Here is a 22,536-nt window from a genome sequence, read left to right as displayed (position 1 = left end):
GGCGATGCTCTCCTAGAGTTGCGAGCCGGTGATTTCACCGTTGCCGAAAGGATCCCGGCCACGCAGGGCGATCACCAGGCAGCGGATGTAGTAGATGAGGAACAGCACCGCCCCCAGCGGCATGATGGTGAACAGCAGCCAGAGCGGCAGATCCAGGTTCGATTCGGTGACCATGCCCATGGTGTAGTAACGCTGGATCTGGGGCAGCGCGGCATAGAACAGCAGGCCGCAGAAACCGATGCCGACCAGGCTCGATAGCACCAGACACAGCTTCTTCAGCACAGGCGGCAGGCGTTCGACGAGCATCTCGGTACGAATGTGGTAGCCGGCGTTGCCGGCCGCGCCGAGGGTCAGGAAAAATGCCCACACCATCAGGTAGCGCACGGCCTCTTCGGCCCAGAAGGCGCTGGTACCGACGGTCGCGCGCAGTACGCCCTCGTAGAGCATCACTGCGATGGCCATCATGAACATGCAGGTAGCGATGTTGAGCAGGACCTTGCGCTCGAATACCAGCCACCAGTTGCGCCGCCTGGGCGTGGCGGCCAGTGGGGGGTCGCCAAGCGCCTTGTCCGCAGGTTTTATGGTCGAGGGCTGTATGTTCATAGCGAGCACCGCTTGGCCACGGCCTGCATCGCCGGAAGTACCTCGGGATGGGCGGCGGAGAAGGTCTGCTTGTTCGATTCGGAGATCTTTTCCCAGCGGCCGATTTCCTCGGGCGTCGCGGTATGGAACTGCAGGCCCTGGCCGGTCATCTTGTCGATCAGCTTCTGATCCTCGACCACCACTTCCTTCCACTGCTTGGCAACGATCTCGTCCATGCTCGTGGTGATCGCCTCCTGTTGTGCCTGCGGCAGGGCATCGAACCACATCTTGTCAACGACCACGGCGTAGGTGGTCAGCGAGAAGTTGGGAACGTACCAGCCAAACTTGCCGGTCTTGCCGATCATCTCGGACCACCCGGCAGCGGAGGTGAAAACGCCGTCGATCGCACCCTGGCCCAAGGCGCTGCTCATCTCGGAGGCCGGCATGGATACGGGGCTGGCGCCCAGGCTGCGGATGGTATCGAGGAACACTCGGCCGCCGATCACACGGACCTTCGCGCCCTTCACGTCCTCCAGTTTCTGCACGTCGCGGTCGGCGAAGACGAAGAACAGGTCGGCGGCGCGCAGCAGTCCAAGGATCTTCAGGTTGCGCGGCTCGATATAGGACGACATGAGCTGGGTCAGGCCCTTGGCGTAGCACTGGTCGGTCATCAACTGGTCGGTGAGGGTGAACGGCAGGTTGATGGCCCCCAGGCGTGGGTCGATGGTCTCGATCCGCACCGACACTGGCCAGACCATCTGCACCGCGCCCGTGCCCAGCGCCGCCAAGGCGTCCTGGTCGTTGTAGAGCTGGGACGACGGGAAGACCTTGACGTCGATCTCGCCATCGGTGCGCTGGTCGACCTTTTTGGCGAACTCGTTCATGTAGCCGGTTTTTCCAGTGGCTGGCGGCCACTTCGTTGGGCAGCACCAGCTCCTCGGCCAGGACCACCGGCGTGAAACCCGCCAGGGCACAGGCAGCGGCCGACGCCGCGATGACGCGCTTGAGCATGGACATGGTGTTTCCTCGGTTTTGTTGTTGTTGAGGAATTGCAGTACGGCGTTCAGCGGGTGGTCCGAAGGTGCTGGGTCAGTACCCGGCGGCTTCGTCGAGGGTGTTGCCCTCGCGCTTCTGGATCAGCACGTTGCGCTCGAAGGTCATGAACACCGTGCCGTCGGCCTTGGTGCCGGTGGTCTTGACGGTGATGATTCCCTGGTTGGGCCGTGACCGGGACTCACGCTTGTCGAGCACCTCGGAGGCGGCATAGATCGTGTCGCCCGGGAATACCGGCGCGGTCAGCTTGATGTCGGTCCAGCCAAGGTTGGCGATGGCCTTGCCGCTGACATCCGGCACCGTCATGCCAAGCACGATGGCGACGGTCAGCCCGCTGTTGACCAGCGGCTTGCCGAATTCGCTCTTGGCGGCGTAGGCGGCGTCGCAGTGCATGGGGTGCAGGTTCATGGTCAGGAGGGAAAACTGGATGTTGTCGGCATCGGTGATGGTCCGGCCGGGGCGGTGCTCGTAGGTATCACCGACCTCGAAGTCCTCGAAGTAGCGGCCGATCTGCCCGCGATAACGCTGCTCGCCAATTTGCTTGACGCTCATGGGGGAACTCCTTCTTGTTGTTCGACGACCGTGGGGCCGTTCTAGTTATCAGGTTGTCCGGACAACAGGATAGGAGATGAGAAATGGGCTTGCCATGGGGTGGTGAGGAAAGGGGGTCGGGTGGGGGGCTAAAAGTCGTTTTGGGTGGGCGAGGATGGGTCTATGACGGGGCCTTTGGCAGTTATTACCGCTCGTCGGCAGGGCTTGCCGGTGTCGATTTCCGGCAAGCCTTTTCGTTTCCAGCGCTTAGAACGCGGTACTGACCGTCAGCGACATATTGCGCGGATCACCATAGATCGCGCCGGCGTAGAAGCCGTAGCGGGTGTAGTAGTGCTTGTCGAAGAGGTTGTTGGCGTTGAGGCTGACAACGGTGTCGTCGGTGAGCTGGTACTTGGCCATGGCATTCCACAACGCATACCCCGACCAGTTCACGTCCGTCGAGCTGCGGCTGACGCCATCAGTAGGCTGGCCAGCGGGGGTGGAGGTTGCGCGGATATTGGTTTGCGCGGTGACGCCTGTGCCCAGGGTGAGCCGGTCGAGGGGGCCGGAAAGGCGGTAGGTGGTGGAGGCCTTGAACAGGTGCGAGGGGTCACTGCGGCCGTCGCTGTCGAGGCGGCGGAAGTGCAGGTAGGTGTAGCCGGCGTAGACGTTCCAGTTGGGGGTCAGGGCGCCGGCGACTTCGAGGTCGATGCCGTCGGTTTCCTGGCCGGAGCCGGAGGTGTAGGCCTGGGCGCCAGTCGGGGTCAGCTCGGCGCCGTCGGTGACGGCCTTGTTTTCCTGCTTGGTGCGGAAGTACGCGGCGGAGGCGTTCAGGCGGCCGTCGAACCATTCGCCCTTGATGCCGGTTTCGTAGCTCTGCCCACGGATCGGCTCGACCTTGCTGCCGCTGCTGGTTTCTTCGGTCTGGGGGGTGAAGATGTCGGTGTAGCTGGCGTACAGCGAGTAGGTGTCGTTGAGGTCGTACACCGCGCCGAGGTACGGGGTGACGATGCCGTTTTCTTCCTGGCTGCTGCGCACGCCGGCGGTGCTGCGGGTGATCGCCGAGTAGTTGCTGGTGCGCACGCCGAGGATGACCGACAGCGGGTCGGTGATGCTCAGGCGGGTGGCGGCGTACATGCCCTGCAGGCGGGTGGTGGTCTTGCTGTGCAGGCCGGTCCTGGAGGCGAGGATGGAGAAGTCGTCGTCCACGCCGTTGCGCCAGTCACTCAGGCCGAAGCCGTTGTTGGCGCGGAACTGGCAGCCGACCGAAGGGGCGCTGACGCGGTTTTCGCCGACCATGGTGCAAGTGTATTGCAGGGTCCAGGCGACGGTGCGGCTGTCGTTGTAGCCGAACATGGCCTGGTGGGTGCGGCCGAACAGCTGGAACGGGCCGCTCAGGTCGATCTGCGCGGACTGCTGGGTGGTGTCGCTGGAGCTGTGCAGGCCATTGAGCACGGCGCCGCTGCCATCCTGGTCGAAGTAGCCGGTGTAGACGCCGCGGCTGAACTGGTTGACCTTGGCCAGGCCACGGTGGTTGAGCGTCTCGCTGGTGCTCTGGGCGGCCTTGAAGTCGAGGGTCCAGTCGTTGTCGAAGCGGTGCTGCAGCGAGCCGAAGGCGGTGCGGGTGATGTACTCGCCAAAGCTCCAGCTGGGCACGACGTTGGTGCTGCGCGGCAGGTCGGTCTTGCTGCCATCGGCGTACCAGATCGGGATGTTCGCGCCCCAGCCCCCGCCGACCACCTTGTTGTATTCGTACTGGTAGCCGGCGCCGAGGGTGGTGGCGTCGTCGAGGTCGAACTCGAAGTTGGCCAGGGCCGCGCGGGAGCGCTCGGACTGGTTGTCGCGGAAGGAGTTGGCATCCTGCTGGGTGACGACGAAGCGCGAGCGCAGGCGGCCGTCTTCTGTCAGCGGCAGGTTGAGGTCGGCGCCCAGCCGGCGCTTGTCCCAGCTGCCATAGGTGGCGTAGGCGCTGCCGCCGAAGGTCTTGCCGGGGGCCTTGCGGATCAGGTTGACGGTCGCCGAGGGGTCGCCGGTGCCACCAAGCAGGCCGTTGGCGCCGCGCACGATGTCGATGCGCTCGTAGAGGTCCATGTTCAGCGCGTTGCCGCCGCCGCTGAAGTCCGAGCCGCCCTGGAACTGCAGGCCGTCGACCTTCCAGTTGCTGATCGAATAGCCACGGGCGCGGTAGTCGGTGCGCCCGCCTACTTCAGACTTGCTCATGCTGATGCCCGGCGCGGCATCAAGGGCCTGCTCGATCGAGCTGACCTGACGGTCGTCGAGCTGCTGGCGGGTGATGGTGGTCACCGACTGCGGCGTCTGGCGCGGCGTGAGGTTGAGGCCGGTCGAGCTGCGCGTGCTTTCCACCGTGTAACCCAGTTGCCCGGCATCGTCGGCGGGCAGCAGCGCGCTGTCTTCGATCTTGGTGGCGTCCAGCTCCAGCGGCTGGCTGTCGGCGATGGCGGTGCCGCTCAGGCTCATGGCCACGAAGAGCGCCAGCGGGGTGAGGCGGCTGCCGCCTCGGGTGAATGCGTGATGTACGGTCATGATGCCCTGTATTGTCATTGGTAAAGCGTCGTATTCGCAGATGGTTCTTTGGTAGGATTCTAGGGATCTGCCCTTCGGGCTCCATGCCCGGCTTGTACGGGGATGTAATGGAACGTAACGGGCGCTGTCGCAGTGCCCTTCAGGTATGAAGACCCCGATGAGCACGACCCTGCTGGTAGTGGACGATGACGACGAGATCCGCGAACTTCTCTGCGATTACCTGACTGATGAGGGCTACCACGTGCTGGCCGCCGCCGATGGCGAGCAGATGCACGCGCAGCTCGAAACGCATGCCGTCAACCTGGTGGTGCTCGACCTGATGCTGCCTGGCGAGGATGGCCTTAGTCTGTGCCGGAAACTGCAGGGCCTGCCGGGCCTGGCAGTGATCATGCTTTCGGCGAAGGGCTCGACCCTGGACCGGATCATCGGGCTGGAGGTCGGCGCCGACGACTACCTGGCCAAGCCCTTCGAGCCCCGCGAACTGATCGCCCGCATCAAGGCCGTGCTGCGCCGGCCGCAGCGCCTTGAAGCGCTGGCCCAGGAGCCTGGCCCGGACGAGCAGCGCTTTGCCGGCTATCACTTGGAGCACGCGAAACGCCTGCTGACCTGCCCCGACGGCCAGGTGCTGAGCCTGCCCCGCTCCGACTACCGGGTCCTGCGCGAGCTGCTCGAGGCCAACGCCCGTGTCGTCTCCCGTGATCTGCTGACACGCAGCGCGTTTGGCCGCGACCACCTGCCGGACGACCGCTCGGTGGACATGTGTATCAGCCGCCTGCGCCAGCACCTGCAGCATGGCGACGCGAATGCCGTGCAGATCCTGACCATTCGCAACGAAGGCTATCTGCTGAGCATCGCCCGCCTCTGCACGGCCGACTGACGTGCGCCTGCCCTCCTTCCTGCGCCGGCTGTGGCCCAGGACCCTGTTTGGCCAGCTACTGCTGATCATGGTCAGTGGCACGCTGCTGATCCAGCTGATGTCCAGCAGCATCTGGTTCGACGTGCGCTTCGCCCAGGTGCTCGAGGCACCGGTACGCCTGATCGCCGCGCGCACCGCGCCCCTTGTCACCCAGGGTGTCTGCGCGGGCGACAGGGCCGCGGTACCGGCGCATTACCAGATGCGCTGTGTCGACACCCTGCCCGCCAGCGAACGTGATGACCGACAGGGACGGCGGCGAGTGGAACTGCTGCTCAACCAGGCGCTGGCCTATGAAATGGGCCAGCCGCAGGACGTGCGCCTGATCCAGGTGCGGATGACCGATGAGCTGGGCCAGCCGATCGTCTGGCGCAGCCTGTTCGGGCTGCGCACGGCGCAGGCTCATGTAACCTTCGCGGTCCCGCTGCAGGGCGGCCGCTGGCTGGTCGTGGAAGGGCAGGAACTGCAGGGCTGGAGCGGCGAATCGGCGTGGGTGCTGATCAGTGATTACCTGCTCAGGGTGTATGCGCTGCGGATCGTCGCGGTGCTGGTGGTCTGCCTGTTCGCCGTGCGCCTGTGCCTTCGCCCGCTACGGCGCCTCAGCGATGCCGCGCTCGGGCTGGGCCAGAACCTGGAACAGCCGCCGTTGCAGATGGAAGGCCCCGAGGAAGTGCGCCAGGCCGCGCAGGCGTTCAATGCCATGCAGCAGCGGCTGATCGCCCTGGTCAACGACAAGGCGACCTTTCTGGCTGCTGTCTCCCACGACTTGCGCACGCCGTTGACGCGGATGCGCCTGCGGCTCGAGCGGCTGGAGCCGGGCGAGCACCGTGAACGCCTGAGACAGAACATCACGCAGATGGACGCGATGATCGGGCAGGTACTGGACTACTCGCGCGCGGGTGAGCAGCGCAATCTGCAACGGGCCGACCTGGACAGGCTGGTGGCACGGGTGTGCGCAGACCTGGCGAGTGCGCAGGAACCGTTGCCGGTGAGTGGGATGGCGGGTTGCGTGGAGGTGGATGCGCTGATGATCCAGCGGTGCGTGCAGAACCTGTTGGTGAATGCGTTGCGGTATGCGAGGGATGTTTCGGTGAGGCTGGAGCGGGAGGCGTCTGGCGTGCTGATTCATGTAGAGGACCGGGGGCCGGGGATCGCGCAGGCGCTGTTGCCGACCATCGCCCAGTCGTTTGCGCGGGGGGAAGGGTCGCGCAATCTGGCCACGGGTGGGTATGGATTAGGGTTGAGTATCGTGACCCGAATTGTGGATGGGCATGGGGGGAGACTGGAGCTGGCCAATCGCGCCGAAGGTGGTCTGCGGGCGACAATCGTTCTTCCGACTACGGTTTGCTGTTCTGGGTAGGCGCGCGGCTTGCACCGGGGCTTGAAGGTTGCCGAGCCTGCGGCCGGTGCAGCCGGGCCCTGTGGGAGATCTCCCACATAAGGCAAAGAGGGATTGCAGTGCCTGAGGGATGCAGAAACAAAACAGCCCCGGCGGGGCCGGGGCTGTCTGGGCACGCTATCAGTATCAGAAGATGCTGATCGGGTACTCGACGAATACGCGGACTTCGTTGCCGTCGTCGTTGTAGCCGTTCTGGCGAACGCTGTCCGAGGTACGCAGGAACGAGCTGCGAACCTTGAGGGACAGGTCCTTGGCCGGACCTTCCTGAACCACGTACTGGACCTGGTTGAAGATCTCGCGCTCTTTACCTTCGCCGAAGCCGTGGGTGTTGATGTTGTCACCACGCACGTACGCGACCTTGTAGCTCAGACCCGGTGCGCCGAAGGCGCTGAAGTCCAGGCCGTAGCCGATCTGCCAGGAACGCTCGTCTTCGGCGTTGAAGTCGGACCAGTACGAGTTGGCCAGGTAGATGGTAGAACCACCGTCACCCACGCCGCCACGGTTCTGGTACCAGCCGTAGTTGTAGCCGGTGTCGCCGGTGCTGCGCTGGTGGGCGATGGTCACCGAGTGCGGGCCGAAGGCGTAGGTCGCCGCCAGGCTCCAGATGGTGTTGCGGTCGCCGGTCAGGTTCGCATCACGCTCGTACTTCTTGTCGATGCTGGTCTTGTAACCGTTGAAGTCCAGGGTCAGCGACTGGTCGTCGGCGATCGGGTGAACGTAGTTCACGCCCAGGTAGTGCTTCTTCAGCACGTCTTCGACGTCGGAGGTGTACAGCGCAGCCGTCAGGTTGTCGGTGAACTGGTAGCTGCCGCCAAACACGTTGATCGACTTCAGGCCACCGCTGTCACGGCCTTCGGCGCTCTTGCGCGCTTCCTGGGTGAAGCGACCGGCGTTCAGCTCCAGGCCCTTGATCTCCTTGGAGGTGATCAGGGTGCCGGTGAAGCTTTCTGGCAGCAGGCGCGCGTCGTCGTGCTGCAGCACCGGCAGCGATGGCATCTGGTCACCGTACTTGAGCACGGTGTTGGAGACGCGGAACTTGATCGCGGCGCCGCCACGGGCCAGGTTGTGCGGCGAGTTGGCAGGCGCGGTGTCGCTTGGCTGGAAGAAGTCGACACCGGCGCCGCCGTTGTGACCCTTGCCGCCGTCCAGGCGAACGGCGTACAGACCGAAGGCGTCGACGCCCACGCCCACGGTGCCCTGGGTGAAGCCCGACGAGAAGGTGCCGATGAAGCCTTGGCCCCATTCGATCTGGTCGTTGTTACCGTGTTTCTTGTCGCGGTTGATGTAGGCGTTGCGCAGCAGCAGGTTCAGGCTGCTGTCTTCGACGAAGCCCTTGCTGGCGGCCTGATCGTTGGCCTGGGCCTGGGTGGCGGCGACGAGCGCCAGCGCGATCAGGCTGATCCGTGTTTTCAACATGTTGTTTTCCTTATCTCGAATTCAAAACGCTCTGCATTCAAAACGCCCGTAACCAACGCCCCTTCGTAGGTTCGGCGCTATGCGGATCCGGCCGTTCAGGCTCTGCCAAATAGCGGCAGCAAGCCGGTACGGCACCAAGGCCATGGAACGGCTAGCAGGCGCAGGGGTCGAATCCTATCCGCCTGCGATCGCGTATGTCAAAAAATCGTGAAAAACAGATGCTTTTTCCTACATTCCTACACCGCACTGGTGCATTTCCCTACAAAAACGCCTCTTTTTTGGACATTTTCTCTAACAAGTAGAGCGCGCAAATAAAAACGCCACCGCAGGGCGGTGGCGTTTGATAAGGGGACGATCAGGTCCGGTCAGTGCCAGCGGATGGCTCTGGCGACTCAGCGTTTGATAGGCGCCGGTTGCTGCTGGGTCAGGCAATGGATATTGCCGCCGCCCAGCAGCAGCTCGCGGCCAGGAATCATCACGATCTCGTGGTCCGGGAAGATATCCCCCAGGATGGCGCTCGCCTGGGCGTCCGCCGGATCATCGAAGCTCGGGGCGATGATGCCGCCGTTGACGATCAGGAAGTTGACGTAGGAGCCCGCCAGGCGCACCGAAGGGTTGCGCTCCTGGCTGCCGTCGACCTGGTCAACGCCGGCGCACTCTTCCTCGGTGGCATACAGCGGGCCAGGAATCGGCATCTTGTGCACCACGAACTCGCGGCCCTTGGCGTCGCGACTGTTCTGCAGCACTTCGAGCGCGGCATGGCAGCGTGCGTAGTTGGGGTCTTGCGGATCATCGGTCCAGGCCAGCAGCACCTCGCCCGGGCGCACGTAACAGCAGAAGTTGTCGACGTGGCCGTCGGTCTCGTCGTTGTACAGGCCGTCGGGCAGCCAGATGATCTGGTCCACGGCCAGGTGATCGCGCAGGATCTGTTCGATCTGCCCACGGTCCAGGTGCGGGTTGCGGTTGGCGTTGAGCAGGCACTCTTCGGTGGTGATCAGGGTGCCTTCGCCATCGACGTGGATCGAGCCGCCTTCGAGCACGAAACCTTCGGTCTGGTAGCGCTGCAGGCGCTCCATCTCCAGCACCTTGCCGCCCAACTGTTCGTCGCGGTTCCACGGGGCATAGAGACCGCCATTGAAGCCGCCCCAGGCGTTGAAGCCCCAGTTGACGCCACGCACTTCGCCGCTGTCGTTGACCACGAAGGTCGGGCCGGTGTCACGCACCCAGGCATCGTCGTTGCTGATCTCGACGACGCGGACGTTGGGCAGGTCGAGACGGCTGCGGGCATTTTCGTACTGGGCGGCGGAGACGCCCACGGTGACGGGCTCGAAACGGGCGATGGCCTTGGCCAAGGTGATATGCGCGGCCTGCGCCGGCTTGCCGCCCAGGCGCCAGTTGTCCGGGCGCTCGGGCCAGATCATCCATACCTGGGTCTGCGGTGCCCACTCGGCAGGCATGTGGAAACCGTCGGCGCGCGGGGTCGTTGTGAGGGTCTTCATGATTCAACCTTTGCCAATGCCGGGCGAGGGATGCTGCCTGCGCCTGGGCGGTGAGCGATCGGGGTTCGAGCGTGTACAGGCCGAAAGTGTGCACCAGCACGCTGTCCGCTGTCTCGCCGGGTCGATTTATAGCCGATTAATATCGGCTTTAAAAGCTGGATAACGAAATAATGACCAAACAAACGCCCCGTTAGCCGATAACAATCCGCTGTCGGGGCCATACCCTGCGCGCTACAGGTCTTCGGACAAAATCCGTTCGATGCTGTCCACGAAATAATCCACGCTCGCCTTGGTGGTGCACATTGGCGGCTTGATCTTGAGGATGTTCAGGTGGTCGCCCGTGGGCTGCATGAAGATGCCCAGGTCGCGCAGGCGGTTGCACAGCTGGGTGGTTTCCTCGCTGGCCGGCTCCAGCGTCTGGCGGTCACGGACCAGCTCCAGGCCAAGGTAGAACCCCGAGCCATGCACGGCGCCCGCCAGCGGATGCCTGTCGACCAGCGTCTGCAGCCGCGCCTTGAAGTAACCGCCGACTTCGCGGGCGTTCTGCCACAGACCTTCCTCGTGCATCACATCCAGGACCGCCATGCCGATGCGGCAACTGACCGGGCTGCCGCCAGCCGACGAAAAGAAATACCCCTGCGCCTCAAGCGATTCGGCAATCTCGCGGCGGGTGATGACCGCGCCCAGGGGCTGGCCGTTACCCATGCCCTTGGCCATGGTGATGATGTCCGGCACCACGCCCTGCTCCTCGAACCCCCAGAAGTATTCGCCCAGCCGGCCGTAGCCGACCTGCACTTCGTCGGCGATGCACACTCCGCCCCGGCTGCGCACCTTGGCATAGGTCTCGCGCAGGTAACCCGGCGGCAGGGCGATGCCGCCTGCGTTGCCGTACACCGGCTCGCAGATGAAGCCGGCCAGCTGCCGGCCCTGGGTATCCAGGCCTGCGAGTTTCTCGTCGACATCACGCAGGTAATCGGCGGTGCTTTCGGGCCCCCGGTAACGCCCACGATAGGTGTTGGGCGCCATTACCGGATGGACCCAGTCGGGCCGCGTCTCAAGCGCCTGGGGGTTGTCAGCGATGGAGGTGGAGATGGCATCGGTGGCCACCGACCAGCCGTGGTAGGCCTCCAGCACGCTGAGCAGGTCACGTCCGCCACTGTGGGCCCAGGCCAGGCGGATGGCCAGGTCATTGGCCTCGGTGCCGCTGTTGACCAGAAACACCCGGTCCATGCCCTCGGGCGCCAGCGCCAGCAGCCGCTCGGAAAACTCGGCGATGGCCGCGTAGTGAAAGCGTGAGTTGGTATTGACCAGCGACCACTGCCGCGCCGACTCAGCGGCCATGCGCGGATGGCCATGGCCGAGCACCGCGACGTTGTTGAGCATGTCGAGGTAGGACCGCCCCTGCAGGTCGATCAGGTAGTTGCGCCAGCCACGCTCGATATGCGGCGGCTGCTCGAAGTAATGCTTCTGCGAACGGGCAAAGCTTGCGTCGCGACGGGCCAGCAACGCGTGGGGATCGGGCAGGGGCGCGGCCTCGCAGGCAAAGCCCAGCATCGCCTGCGGCGAGGGGCAGAGCGCAAGCCAGGCCTCGGCCTGGGATGGCCTTGCGAAGAACGGTGGCTGCACGCCAAGGTCGCGGCACAGTTGCACGCTCAGCCAGCTGCCGGCCTGCCCGAACACCTGGCCTTTGGCCAGGGTCTCGCCTGTCTCGGGCGCCTGCTCGATGCCATCGAGCCACAGCGCCCACTGCGCCGTGCGCAAACAGCCCTGGCCATCGCCCGTCCGGTGCCAGGTTCCGGCCTCGGGGGCCTGCAGCACGCTGCCGCCGGCAAGCTGGACTTCAACGCCCAGCGCACAGGTCGCGGGTTCTTCGGGGCTATCGACCTGGGTTCGCGAGAGCCTGAACTGCCCATGCAGGCTGCAGGCAGCGCCCGATGCCTTCGCATGCCGCGCCAGCAGCGACTGGTCAAAACCGGACTGTTCCCAGTTGCCGGCCTCGCAATGCTCGCTGAGCACCCCCAGGTCGACCTGCTGCACCGCGTGCCCGGCGAACCCTGGCAACAAGGGCACGCACTGGGCCAGTTCCAGCGGTGGCAACTGGCGCCCGCCGGCCTGCAGGATCGCCGCCTGCATCAGCCCGAACGGCACGCTGCTGGCCAGTTCGAAGATCGCCCATTCATGGGCCAGGTTGTCACGGATGTACGGGTTGCCGGGTTCGACGCTCAGTTGCTGCTCGCTGCTCAGCACCAGCACTGCGGCGCGCATCAGCACCAGCGGCCAGAGGGCCTGCAGTTCGGCTTCCTGCAACGGGTTGATGGCGTGGTAGGCAGCCACGGCCGCCGTGATACGCAGCGGATCGCCCTCGGCGTGGTGCAGCAATGACGCGCAGGTAACCGAGAGCTCGGCGATTCGCCAGGTGCGCAGCAGGTCGCCAAAGTCGATGACGCCCTGGAGCTGCCACTGGCGCTGGGCATCGCGGGCCCAGACGGTATTGTCGTCGGTGATATCCAGGTGCACGGCCTGCACCGGCAATTGATCGGTCCACGCTCGCAGGTGCTCGCTGGCCACCCGTGCCACATGCGCGACCCGCGCGCGCTGGGCTGGGTCGCCCAGCACGGGCAACAGCTGCTCGATCAGCGCCGGCGCATGACGGGGGTCCCATTGCAGGGTGCGCTCAAGACCTGGATGGTCGAAACCGGCCAGGGCGTTGTCCACCTGCGCGCACAGCGTGCCCAGTTCGCTCATCAGCCGTACGGGCATGTGCTTGAGGCGGGTCAGCGGCTGCCCGTGGACATAGTCGAGCAGCCTTGCCCGCAAGGGTTGACCGTCGACCTGCAGCGCCAACAGCTTCTCACCGGTGCCAGCTGGCCGCACGGCGGGCACCGGCAGCCCGCGCTCGCGCAGGTAGGCCAGCGCGGCATGCTGCGCCTCCAGTTCCACCTCCGCATAGCTGGCGTGGCACACCTTCAGCACGAAACGGCCTTGCGCGCTGTCTACCCGGAAGTTGAGGTCCTGCTGGCTGCCCAGCGATTGCAAGGTCCCTTCCAGGGCATAGCACGAGCGCAGCAGGTCATGGGCCTGTGCTTCGCTCAACACGGGGCAGGGCTGGCTGGAGCGTTGGATCAGGGTGCGCAGGGGCATGGGAAGGGGCCTCGGTTTTTTTCCGCTTATATCGCCACCGCTTCTGCCGATACACAAGGGGCAGGCGAAAAAAGCGACAGGCAAGCACGCCTCCACGACCCTGACCTGTGATACTCGCGGCGTTCGACACGCTAGACTTGACCCGATTCATTGCCCGATGCTGGAGGCATCCCGACATGCGCATTCTCATCACTGGCGGCGCCGGTTTCATCGGCTCAGCGCTGATTCGCCACCTGATCGGCAATACCGGTCACGAGGTGCTCAACCTCGACAAGCTGACCTACGCGGGCAATCTGGAATCATTGCGCAGCGTTGCCCTGGATACCCGCTACGAGTTCGTGCAGGGCGATATCGCCGATCAGCCTCTGCTCGGCGCCCTGCTGGAACGCTTCCAGCCGGAGGCGATCATGCACCTGGCCGCCGAGTCGCATGTCGACCGCTCGATCGACGGGCCTGCGGCGTTCATCCAGACCAACATCGTCGGCACCTACAGCCTGCTCGAAGCGACGCGTGCCTGGTGGAGCAGGCTGCCCACCGCGCAGCGCGAGGCGTTTCGCTTCCATCACATCTCGACCGACGAGGTGTACGGCGACCTGCACGGCGCCGACGACCTGTTCAGCGAGACCACCCCCTACGCCCCCAGCTCGCCCTACTCGGCGAGCAAGGCAGCGTCCGACCATCTGGTCCGCGCCTGGCAGCGTACCTACGGCCTGCCTGTGCTGATCACCAACTGCTCGAACAACTACGGCCCGTTCCACTTCCCCGAAAAGCTCATCCCGCTGGTGATCCTCAATGCCCTGGCGGGCAAGCCGCTGCCGGTCTATGGCAATGGCGAGCAGGTGCGCGACTGGCTGTTCGTCGACGACCATGCCCGCGCGCTGCTGAAGGTGGTGAGCGAAGGCAAGGTCGGCGAGACCTACAACATTGGCGGCCACAACGAGCAAAAGAACATCGAGGTGGTTCGCGGCATCTGCGCCCTGCTCGAAGAGCTGGCGCCCCGGCGCCCGGCCGGCGTGGCCCATTACGCCGACCTGATCACCTTCGTCCAGGACCGCCCCGGCCACGACCTTCGCTACGCCATCGATGCCGGCAAGATCGAGCGCGAACTTGGCTGGGTACCCGAAGAAACGTTCGCCACCGGCCTGCGCAAGACCGTGCAGTGGTATCTCGACAACCTGGAGTGGTGCCGCCACGTGCAGGACGGCAGCTACCAGGGCGAGCGCCTGGGCAATAGCGACTTCAAGGACCTGATCGCATGACCAAAGGTATCGTCCTCGCGGGCGGCTCCGGCACCCGCCTGCACCCCATCACCCTCGGGGTCTCCAAGCAGCTGCTGCCAATCTACGACAAGCCGATGATCTACTACCCGATCTCGGTGCTGATGCTGGCAGGCATCCGCGAGATCCTGCTGATCTCCACACCCCAGGACCTGCCCCAGTACCGCCAGCTGTTCGGTGACGGCAGCCAGTTCGGCATCGAGCTGAGCTATGCCGAGCAGCCCTCCCCCGACGGCCTCGCCCAGGCGTTCCTGATCGGTGAGTCGTTCATTGGCCAGGACTCGGTGTGCCTGATCCTGGGCGACAATATCTTCCACGGCCAAGGCTTCAGCGAGCAGCTCGCGCGGGCCATCAACCAGCCGTCCGGCGCCACGGTGTTCGGCTACTGGGTCAAGGACCCCGAGCGCTTTGGCGTGGTCGAATTCGACGCGCAGGGCCGCGCCCTGGCGATCGAGGAAAAACCGGCCGCGCCCAAGTCCAGCTACGCGGTCACCGGCCTGTATTTCTATGACAACGACGTGATCGAGATTGCCAAGGGCATCAAGCCCTCGCCCCGCGGCGAGCTGGAGATCACCGACGTCACCAACGCCTACCTGCGGCGTGGCGACCTGCGCGTCGAGCGCTTTGGCCGCGGCTTCGCCTGGCTCGACACCGGCACCCACGACAGCCTGCTCGAGGCCTCCCAGTACGTGCAGACCATCGAGCACCGCCAGGGGCTCAAGGTGGCCTGCCTCGAGGAAATCGCCTACCAGAAGCACTGGATCAGCCGCGAACAGCTCCTGGCCAAGGCACGTGACCTGCACAAGACCGGCTACGGCCAATACCTGCAAAAACTGGCAGAAGAATACCCATGAATGTAGTCGCTACCGCCATCCCGGATGTCCTGATCATCGAGCCCAAGGTCTTCGGCGACAGCCGCGGCTTCTTTCTCGAAAGCTTCAATGCCCGCGAGCTGCAGGCCCAGGCAGGCATCGCCGCGCCCTTCGTGCAGGACAACCACTCACGCTCGCAACGCGGCGTGCTGCGTGGTCTGCACTACCAGCTGAGCAATCCGCAGGGCAAGCTGGTGCGCGTGGTGCAAGGCGAGGTGCTCGACGTGTCGGTGGACATCCGCCGCAGCTCGCCGACCTTTGGCCACTGGGTCGCGGTCGCGCTGAGCGCCGAAAACCAGCGCCAGCTGTGGGTACCGCCCGGTTTCGCCCACGGCTTCGTGGTGCTGAGCGACACGGCCGATTTCCTGTACAAGACCACCGAGTACTACAACCCCGCCGCCGAACGCTGCATTCGCTGGGACGACCCGGAGCTTGCCATCGACTGGCAGCTGCAGGCCCCGCCGCTGCTCTCGGCCAAGGACCGCGAGGGCAAGTCGCTGCGTGATGCGGAGCTGTTCGCGTGAAGCCCGGAATCCTGCTGATCGGCCGCACCGGGCAGGTCGCCGAGGCGCTGCAACGGCACCTGGCGGGCCTTGGCCCGGTGCATGTCCTTGGCCGTGACCAGCTCGACCTGACGCAACCTGCCCAGGTCCGTGAGCAGGTGCGGCGCCTGGGGCCTGCCTTGATCATCAATGCCGCGGCGCATACCGCGGTCGACCTGGCCGAACGCGAGCCGGAGGCAGCCTTTGCCATCAATGCCACCGCGCCGGGCATCCTCGCCGAGGAAGCCGCGCGGCTGGGCGCGCCACTGATCCACTATTCCACCGACTACGTGTTCGACGGCAACAAGCCCGGCGCCTACGACGAGGCGGACGAACCCAACCCGCTGGGCGTCTATGGGCGCAGCAAGCTGGCGGGCGAACAGGCGATCGCAGCGGTCGGCGGTGAGCACCTGATCCTGCGCACCAGCTGGGTCTACTCGCGCCACGGGCGCAACTTCCTGCTGACCATGCAGCGCCTGCTGCAGGAAAAACCCGAGCTGCGCGTGGTCGATGACCAGATCGGCGCCCCCACCTGGGCCGACACCATCGCCGCGAGCACCCGCGCGATGATCGAGCGCTGGCAGGCGGGCGAACAAGGCTCGTGGGGGCTGTATCACCTCACGGCCCAGGGCCATACCTCGTGGTTCGGCTTTGCCCAGGCGATCGGCGAACACCTCAAGGCGCGCGGCCTGCCCTGTGCCGAGCTGCTGCCGATCCCGTCGAGCGACTACCCGACCCCGGCGCGCCGGCCGCTCAACTCGCGCCTGGACTGCACCCGCCTGGCCCGCGAATGGCAGGTCAGCCAGCCGAACTGGCGCGAGGCGCTGATCGACTGCCTCAAGTAGCGCATAATTGCGCCAGACTCCTCTGGCGCACCTGGCGATGATCTCGACTTCAACACTTCCACGACGCCCTCGCTGGCGCAGCCTGGCCCTTGTGGCCCTGTGCCTGGCACCACTGCTCTGGCCACTGCATCACCTGGCCGAAAAGTACTATCAGGGCGAACTCGCCTCACAGAATCGCCAGACCCTCGACCTCTACGTCGCCAACCTGCTGGGCACCCTGCACCGCTACGAGACCCTGCCACGCATCCTCGGTGAACTGCCGGCCCTGCGCACCGTGCTGGCCGACCCGCTGCGCCTGGAAACGCTCACCAACGCCAACCGCCTGCTCAAGGAAATCGTCGACCAGACTGGCGCCGAGGTGATGTACCTGATGGACGTCAGCGGCAATACCCTGGCGGCGTCCAACTGGGACAAACGCGACAGTTTCATCGGCCGCAACTTCGCCTTCCGCCCATATTTCAATGAAGCCATGGACGGGCGCCTGGGGCGTTTCTTCGGCCAAGGCACCACATCGGCCAAGCGCGGCTATTTCTTCGCGGCCGCCGTGCGTGACAACGACAAGGTGATCGGCGTGCTGGTGGTCAAGGTAGACCTAGACCACACCGAGACCCTCTGGGGCCGAACGCCAGAGCAACTGTTGCTGACCGACCAGAACGGCGTGGTGGTGCTGACCTCTCGTCCCGACTGGCGCTTCCGTGCGACCCGCGCGTTCAGTGACGCCGAGCGCGAGGCGATCGCCGCGATCCAGCCCTACCCCACCACGGCGCCCAAGCCGCTCACCCTCAACCCCGACGCCTGGCTGACCCAGACGCGCGCGATCAAGGAGACCGGCTGGCAGGTGAGCATCCTGGCGCCGCGCAGCCTGGTCGACCGTTCGGTGAGCACGGTCATGGCCATCGGCGCCGGTACCTTGCTGGTGCTGATGCTGCTGCTGGGCCTGGTGATGCAGCGCCGACGCCACTACATCGACCGTATCGACCTGGAAGCCCATGGCCGCCAGGACCTGGAAAAACGCGTGAACGAGCGGACCGCTGCCCTCGAGGGCCTGAACAAGCGCCTCAGGACCGAAGTGCTTGAGCGCGAACAGGCCCAGCAGGAACTGGTGCAAGCCCAGGACGAGCTGGTCCAGGCCGGCAAGCTGTCGGTGCTCGGGACCATGTCGGCCAGCATCAGCCACGAGCTCAACCAGCCGCTGGCAGCGATCCGCAGCTATGCCGAAAACGCCGAGATCCTGCTCGACCACCAGCGCACCGAGGATGCGCGCGGCAACCTCAAGCTGATCGCCGAGCTGACCGGGCGCATGGCCTCGATCATCGCCCACCTGCGCGCCTTCGCCCGCCGCGACCGCCACGCGCCTGAGAGCGTGGCGCTGCAACCGGCGCTCGACGATGCCCTGGCGCTGCTGGCCAAGCGTCGTCGGGCAATGGCCGTGGAGCTGGTGCGCGACCTGCCGGATGCCACGCTGTGGGTACAGGCCGGCGAGACGCGTTTGCGCCAGGTGCTCGGCAACCTGCTGGCCAACGCCCTCGATGCCCTGACCGAGAAAGCCAACCCGCGCAAGCTGTGGCTCAGTGCCGAGCGCCGCGAAGATGTCGTCTACCTGTACATTCGTGACAACGGACCGGGCTTTACCCGCCAGGCCATGGAGCGCGCCAAGGAGCCGTTCTTCACCACCAAGACGCGCACCCAGGGCCTGGGGCTGGGCCTGGCCATCTGCGAAAGCCTGATGCGCGCGCTGGGCGGCGAGCTGCTGCTGAGCAACCACCCTGAGGGCGGTGCCCTGCTGACCCTGCAACTGCGCGTGGCCAAGCCCGGCGCCAACCTGCAATTCTCGGAGGATCCCTCGGCATGACGACCGAGCCTTACATCGACAGCCGCACCCAGGTCATTCTGGTCGACGACGACCCGCACCTGCGCCAGGCCCTGAGCCAGACCCTCGACCTGGCCGGGCTCAAGGTCATGTCCCTGAGCGACGCGCAGGGCCTGGCCGCGCGCATCGAGCCCGACTGGCCAGGCGTGGTCGTCAGCGATATCCGCATGCCGGGCATCGATGGCCTGCAACTGCTCGAGCAGCTGCATGGCCGCGACCCGGAGCTGCCGGTGCTGCTGATCACCGGCCACGGCGACGTGCCGCTCGCTGTGCAGGCGATGCGCGCCGGTGCGTATGACTTTCTCGAGAAACCGTTCCCCAGCGATTCGCTGCTCGACAGCGTGCGCCGAGGGCTGGCCCTGCGCCGGCTGGTGCTGGACAACCGCAGCCTGCGCCTGGCCCTGAGCGATCGCCAGGAGCTCAGCGGCCGCCTGGTCGGCCAGTCGCCGTCGATGCTGCGCCTGCGCGAGCAGATCGGCGCCCTGGCCGGAACCCGCGCCGACGTGCTGATCCTCGGCGAGACCGGCGCGGGCAAGGAGGTGGTGGCGCGCGCGCTGCACGACCTGTCGAGCCGTCGGGACGGACCGTTCGTGGCGATCAACGCGGGCGCCCTGGCCGAGTCGGTGGTCGAGAGCGAGCTGTTCGGGCATGAGCCTGGGGCGTTCACCGGCGCGCAGAAGCGGCGCATCGGCAAGTTCGAGTTCGCCAATGGCGGCACGCTGTTTCTCGACGAAATCGAGAGCATGAGCCTGGATGTGCAGGTCAAGCTGCTGCGCATGCTGCAGGAGCGGGTGGTCGAGCGCCTGGGCGGCAACCAGCTGATCCCCCTGGACATCCGGGTGATCGCCGCCACCAAGGAAGACCTGCGCCAGGCCGCCGACCAGGGCCGTTTTCGCGCCGACCTGTACTACCGCCTGAACGTGGCGCCGCTGCGCATTCCGCCACTGCGCGAGCGTGGCGACGATATCCTGGTGCTGTTCCTGCACTTTGCCGACGCCGCCGCCCAGCGGCATGGCCTGCCGCCGCACAACCTGCAACCGGCCCAGCGGGCGATGCTGCTGCGTCACGGCTGGCCGGGCAACGTGCGTGAGCTGCAGAATGCCGCCGAGCGCTTTGCGCTGGGCCTGGAGCTGGCCCTGGATGGCCAGGAGAGCGCACCGCCAGAAACCCCGTCGGTGCCTGGCAACGGCAACCTCAGCGAGCAGGTCGAGCACTTCGAGCGCGCACTGATCGCCGCCGAGCTGACGCAACCGCACAGCTCGATGCGCAGCCTGGCCGAAGCGCTCGGCATACCCCGCAAGACCCTGCACGACAAGCTGCGCAAGCACGGCCTGAGCTTCGCCGACAGCAGCCATCACGATGACACGGAGGACAACCGCCCATGAATCCTGACAGCCGCCACCTGGAGTCGGTGCTGCACAGCGATATCCCGCTGACCCGCGAGATGGGCGTCGAGGTGCTCGACTGGCAAGACCGGTGCCTGCGCCTGCGGTTGCCGCTAGCGGCCAACGTCAACCACAAGAGCACGATGTTCGGCGGCAGCCTCTACTGCGCCGCCGTGCTGGCCGGCTGGGGCTGGCTGCACCTGCGCCTGCGCGAGCTGGGCGTTGATGACGGTCATATCGTGATTCAGGAAGGCCAGCTCAGCTACCCGTTGCCGGTGACCGGCGCGGCCATCGCCCAGTGCCTGCCACCCGAGGACAAGGTATGGGAGCGTTTTATCGCCACCTACCAGCGCCGCGGGCGGGCTCGCCTGACCTTGCGCACGCAGGTGTTCAATGCCGGCAGTGAAGCGCCCGCCGTGAACTTCAGCGGGCAGTTCGTGCTACATCGCTGAGGCAAGGTCCAGCAGATCCTGGCGCCAGGCAGCGGCACGCGGCAAGGCCAGGAAGAAGGGATTGAGCAGCGATTCGCGGGCGGGATAGCGCAACGGTTGGCCGTCCAGGGTGACGACTTCGCCACCGGCGCCTTCGACAACGCCTTGGGCGGCGGCGGTATCCCATTGCGAGGTAGGCGCCAGGCGCGGGTAGCAGTCGGCGGCGCCTTCGGCCAGCAGGCAGAACTTCAGCGAGCTGCCGATGTTGGCCAGCTCGAGCTCACCCACCGCCCTGCCCAGGCCGCCCAGCAGGGCTTCCTGTTGCGGGCTGGAATGGCGACGGCTGGCCACCACGGTGAAACGCGCGCCGGCGGCCGGAGCGGAGCGCACCTGGACCGGCTCGGCGGGCAGGCCTGCCTCCTCGCGCCAGGCACCCAGGCCACGGCCACCAAAATAACAGCGCCCGCTGGTGGGCATGGCGACCACGCCGAACACCACTTCACCCGCCTCGATCAAGGCGATGTTGACGGTGAATTCCTCGCTCCCGGCGATGAACTCCTTGGTGCCGTCCAGCGGGTCGACCAGCCACCAGCGCTGCCAGGCCTGGCGTTCGGCCAGCGCTATGCCGGCGTCTTCTTCCGAGAGCACCGGGATCTGCGGTGCAAGCGCTTGCAGGCCCTGGACGATGACCTCGTGGGCCGCCAGGTCGGCGGCGGTCACCGGCGAATCATCGGCCTTGGCGGTGACCGCCACCCCGGCGCGCCAGAACGGCAGGATGGCCTCGCCCGCCTGGCGGGCGAGCAGGACGGCGTGGTGCATCAACTGCGCCTGGTTCATGCGAACAGCCCCCGCTGCGCGAGCAGGTCGCGTACCAGGTACAGCGCCGCCAGCGCCCGCCCTTCGGTGAACTGCGGATGCTGGGCCAAGGCGGAGAGCTCGCGCAGGTTGATCTTCTCGACGCGCATCGGCTCGGGCTCATCGCCTTCGAGGTGCTCCTCGTACAGGTCGGTGGCCATCACCACCTGGATCTTCTGGCTCATGTAGCCGGGCGACAGCGACAGCTCGGTCAGGTGTTCGAGGTGGCGGGCGCCAAACCCGGCTTCTTCCTTGAGCTCGCGGTTGGCCGCCGCCAGCACGTCCTCCCCCGGCTCGATCAGGCCCTTGGGCAGCGACAGCTCGTATTCCTCGGTACCGCCACAGTACTCCTCGACCAGCACCGCATGCTCGGGGTCGAGCATCGCCACGATCATCACCGCACCGTAGCCATTGCCGCGGCCGACCAGGCGCTCGTAGGTCCGCTCGGCGCCGTTGGTGAAGCGCAACTGCACGGCTTCGACACGGAACAGGCGGCTGCTGGCGACGATCTCGCGGGCAAGTACGGTGGGTTTCTGGCGCATGGGGCGGCTCCTTGGCGTGAACGGGTTACTATACCGTGGCTTGCCACGTCTTCGAGAATTTCATATGCCCCTGCTAGCCTGGTCCGACATCGACACCGTCCTGCTCGACATGGACGGCACCCTGCTCGATCTGCATTACGACAACCAGTTCTGGCTCGAGCACCTGCCCCAGCGCTACGCCGAGCTGCATGGCGTGAGCCGCGCCATGGCCGAGCTCGAGCTGCAGCCGCTGTTCGAGCGCAATGCCGGGACGCTGAACTGGTACTGCCTGGATTTCTGGACGCGCGAGCTGAAGTTGCCGGTGCGCGAGCTCAAGCAGGAGCTCGCCGAGCTGATTGCCTTGCGGCCCGATGCCCAACCCTTCCTAGCGGCTGTGCGTCAGGCGGGCAAGCGCGTGGTGATGATCACCAATGCGCATCGGGACTCGTTGTCGCTGAAGCTTGAGCGGGTCGAACTCGCGCCGTATTTCGAGCGGCTGATCAGCTCACACGACTACGGGTTTCCCAAGGAGAGCCCGCACTTCTGGGATGCGCTGCACGCCGATATCGGCTTCGACCCGGCGCGCAGCCTGTTCATCGACGACACCTTGGCGATCCTGCGCAGCGCCCGGCGCTACGGTGTGGCGCATCTGCTGGCGGTACGCGAGCCGGACAGCAAGCGCGGCCCGCGCGACACCGAGGAGTTCGAAGCGGTGGAGGATTACCGGGAGTTGCTGGCAGGTCTTTGAAACCTGCTCAAGCCCTAGCTCGGGAATTCGCAGCACCTGGCAGGGGCCTGATCGACGGTGTCTATCGGCGCATAGACCCTAGCGATTAGACGCGTCCCCGGCACAAGCCTAG

Annotated in this window: 19 protein-coding genes; 10 read left to right on the top strand and 9 right to left on the bottom strand. The window is 65.7% G+C overall.

Annotation, left to right across the window (positions count from 1 at the left end; translation table 11 throughout):
• Positions 1–12 precede the first annotated feature (12 nt).
• The 4 genes from VJS90_RS08335 to VJS90_RS08320 form a co-directional block, all read right to left on the bottom strand.
• Positions 13–603 (bottom strand): TRAP transporter small permease, encoded by a 591-nt coding sequence (locus tag VJS90_RS08335; RefSeq protein ID WP_324120892.1) that lies wholly within the window; start codon positions 601–603, stop codon positions 13–15.
• Positions 600–1,466: a TRAP transporter substrate-binding protein DctP gene (dctP, locus tag VJS90_RS08330; RefSeq protein WP_324120890.1), complete on the bottom strand. Its 867-nt coding sequence runs from the start codon at positions 1,464–1,466 to the stop codon at positions 600–602. Before dctP ends, VJS90_RS08335 begins: the two co-directional genes overlap by 4 nt.
• A gap of 205 nt (positions 1,467–1,671) precedes the next feature.
• Positions 1,672–2,187, bottom strand: coding sequence for a MaoC family dehydratase (locus tag VJS90_RS08325; protein ID WP_324120888.1), 516 nt, complete (start codon positions 2,185–2,187; stop codon positions 1,672–1,674).
• A 246-nt stretch (positions 2,188–2,433) separates the two neighbouring features.
• Entirely contained in the window at positions 2,434–4,728 is a 2,295-nt protein-coding gene (locus tag VJS90_RS08320; RefSeq protein WP_414704914.1) for a TonB-dependent siderophore receptor, read from the bottom strand.
• A gap of 139 nt (positions 4,729–4,867) precedes the next feature.
• Between VJS90_RS08320 and VJS90_RS08315 the strand changes: the two genes are divergently transcribed.
• Both VJS90_RS08315 and VJS90_RS08310 read left to right on the top strand, forming a co-directional pair.
• Positions 4,868–5,587 carry a response regulator gene (locus VJS90_RS08315; RefSeq protein WP_324120884.1) on the top strand — a complete coding sequence of 240 codons (720 nt, stop codon included), beginning with the start codon at positions 4,868–4,870 and terminating at the stop codon, positions 5,585–5,587.
• Positions 5,588–5,654: 67 nt separating this feature from the next.
• Positions 5,655–6,983, top strand: coding sequence for an ATP-binding protein (locus tag VJS90_RS08310; RefSeq protein WP_324121000.1), 1,329 nt, complete (start codon positions 5,655–5,657; stop codon positions 6,981–6,983).
• Between the two features lie 165 nt (positions 6,984–7,148).
• Here VJS90_RS08310 and VJS90_RS08305 read toward each other — a convergent pair whose 3' ends face one another.
• From VJS90_RS08305 to VJS90_RS08295, 3 genes are all read right to left on the bottom strand, one after another.
• Positions 7,149–8,438, bottom strand: a complete 1,290-nt coding sequence (locus tag VJS90_RS08305; RefSeq protein WP_324120882.1) for an OprD family porin — start codon at positions 8,436–8,438, stop codon at positions 7,149–7,151.
• A gap of 392 nt (positions 8,439–8,830) precedes the next feature.
• Entirely contained in the window at positions 8,831–9,937 is a 1,107-nt protein-coding gene (gene aguA / locus VJS90_RS08300; RefSeq protein ID WP_324120880.1) for an agmatine deiminase, read from the bottom strand.
• A 231-nt stretch (positions 9,938–10,168) separates the two neighbouring features.
• On the bottom strand, positions 10,169–13,078 hold the full coding sequence (locus VJS90_RS08295; RefSeq protein WP_324120878.1) for an aminotransferase: 2,910 nt from the start codon (positions 13,076–13,078) through the stop codon (positions 10,169–10,171).
• Positions 13,079–13,254: 176 nt separating this feature from the next.
• On the opposite strand from VJS90_RS08295, the gene rfbB reads away from it, so the two are divergent.
• The 7 genes from rfbB to VJS90_RS08260 are packed head-to-tail and all read left to right on the top strand — an operon-like array spanning position 13,255 to position 20,321.
• The gene (gene rfbB, locus VJS90_RS08290; protein WP_324120876.1) at positions 13,255–14,337 is read left to right on the top strand and encodes a dTDP-glucose 4,6-dehydratase; all 1,083 of its coding nucleotides are present in this window, start codon (positions 13,255–13,257) and stop codon (positions 14,335–14,337) included.
• Entirely contained in the window at positions 14,334–15,209 is an 876-nt protein-coding gene (gene rfbA, locus VJS90_RS08285) for a glucose-1-phosphate thymidylyltransferase RfbA (RefSeq protein WP_324120874.1), read from the top strand. Before rfbB ends, rfbA begins: the two co-directional genes overlap by 4 nt.
• Entirely contained in the window at positions 15,206–15,751 is a 546-nt protein-coding gene (gene rfbC, locus VJS90_RS08280; protein WP_324120872.1) for a dTDP-4-dehydrorhamnose 3,5-epimerase, read from the top strand. The genes rfbA and rfbC overlap by 4 nt, the downstream gene beginning before the upstream one ends.
• Positions 15,748–16,614: a dTDP-4-dehydrorhamnose reductase gene (gene rfbD / locus VJS90_RS08275; RefSeq protein ID WP_324120870.1), complete on the top strand. Its 867-nt coding sequence runs from the start codon at positions 15,748–15,750 to the stop codon at positions 16,612–16,614. The genes rfbC and rfbD overlap by 4 nt, the downstream gene beginning before the upstream one ends.
• 37 nt (positions 16,615–16,651) lie before the next feature.
• Complete coding sequence (locus tag VJS90_RS08270) at positions 16,652–18,466, top strand: sensor histidine kinase (RefSeq protein WP_324120998.1); 1,815 nt, start codon at positions 16,652–16,654, stop codon at positions 18,464–18,466.
• Entirely contained in the window at positions 18,463–19,869 is a 1,407-nt protein-coding gene (locus VJS90_RS08265; protein WP_324120868.1) for a sigma-54 dependent transcriptional regulator, read from the top strand. Before VJS90_RS08270 ends, VJS90_RS08265 begins: the two co-directional genes overlap by 4 nt.
• Entirely contained in the window at positions 19,866–20,321 is a 456-nt protein-coding gene (locus VJS90_RS08260; protein WP_324120866.1) for a YiiD C-terminal domain-containing protein, read from the top strand. Before VJS90_RS08265 ends, VJS90_RS08260 begins: the two co-directional genes overlap by 4 nt.
• Here the strand turns inward: VJS90_RS08260 and cysQ are convergent.
• Both cysQ and nudE read right to left on the bottom strand, forming a co-directional pair.
• Positions 20,310–21,137 (bottom strand): 3'(2'),5'-bisphosphate nucleotidase CysQ, encoded by an 828-nt coding sequence (gene cysQ, locus VJS90_RS08255; protein WP_324120864.1) that lies wholly within the window; start codon positions 21,135–21,137, stop codon positions 20,310–20,312. The two genes, VJS90_RS08260 and cysQ, sit on opposite strands and share 12 nt — an antisense overlap.
• Positions 21,134–21,697 carry an ADP compounds hydrolase NudE gene (nudE, locus tag VJS90_RS08250; RefSeq protein ID WP_324120862.1) on the bottom strand — a complete coding sequence of 188 codons (564 nt, stop codon included), beginning with the start codon at positions 21,695–21,697 and terminating at the stop codon, positions 21,134–21,136. Before nudE ends, cysQ begins: the two co-directional genes overlap by 4 nt.
• 64 nt (positions 21,698–21,761) lie before the next feature.
• Here nudE and yrfG point away from each other — a divergent pair, with 64 nt between their 5' ends.
• Positions 21,762–22,424, top strand: a complete 663-nt coding sequence (gene yrfG, locus VJS90_RS08245) for a GMP/IMP nucleotidase (protein WP_324120860.1) — start codon at positions 21,762–21,764, stop codon at positions 22,422–22,424.
• Positions 22,425–22,536 lie beyond the last annotated feature (112 nt).

The organism is Pseudomonas sp., assembly GCF_035277045.1.
In the GTDB taxonomy this organism is placed as follows: Bacteria; Pseudomonadota; Gammaproteobacteria; order Pseudomonadales; family Pseudomonadaceae; genus Aquipseudomonas.
The sequence above is the reverse complement of the archived record's forward strand: the minus strand, read 5'-3'. Positions and strand labels throughout refer to the sequence as shown.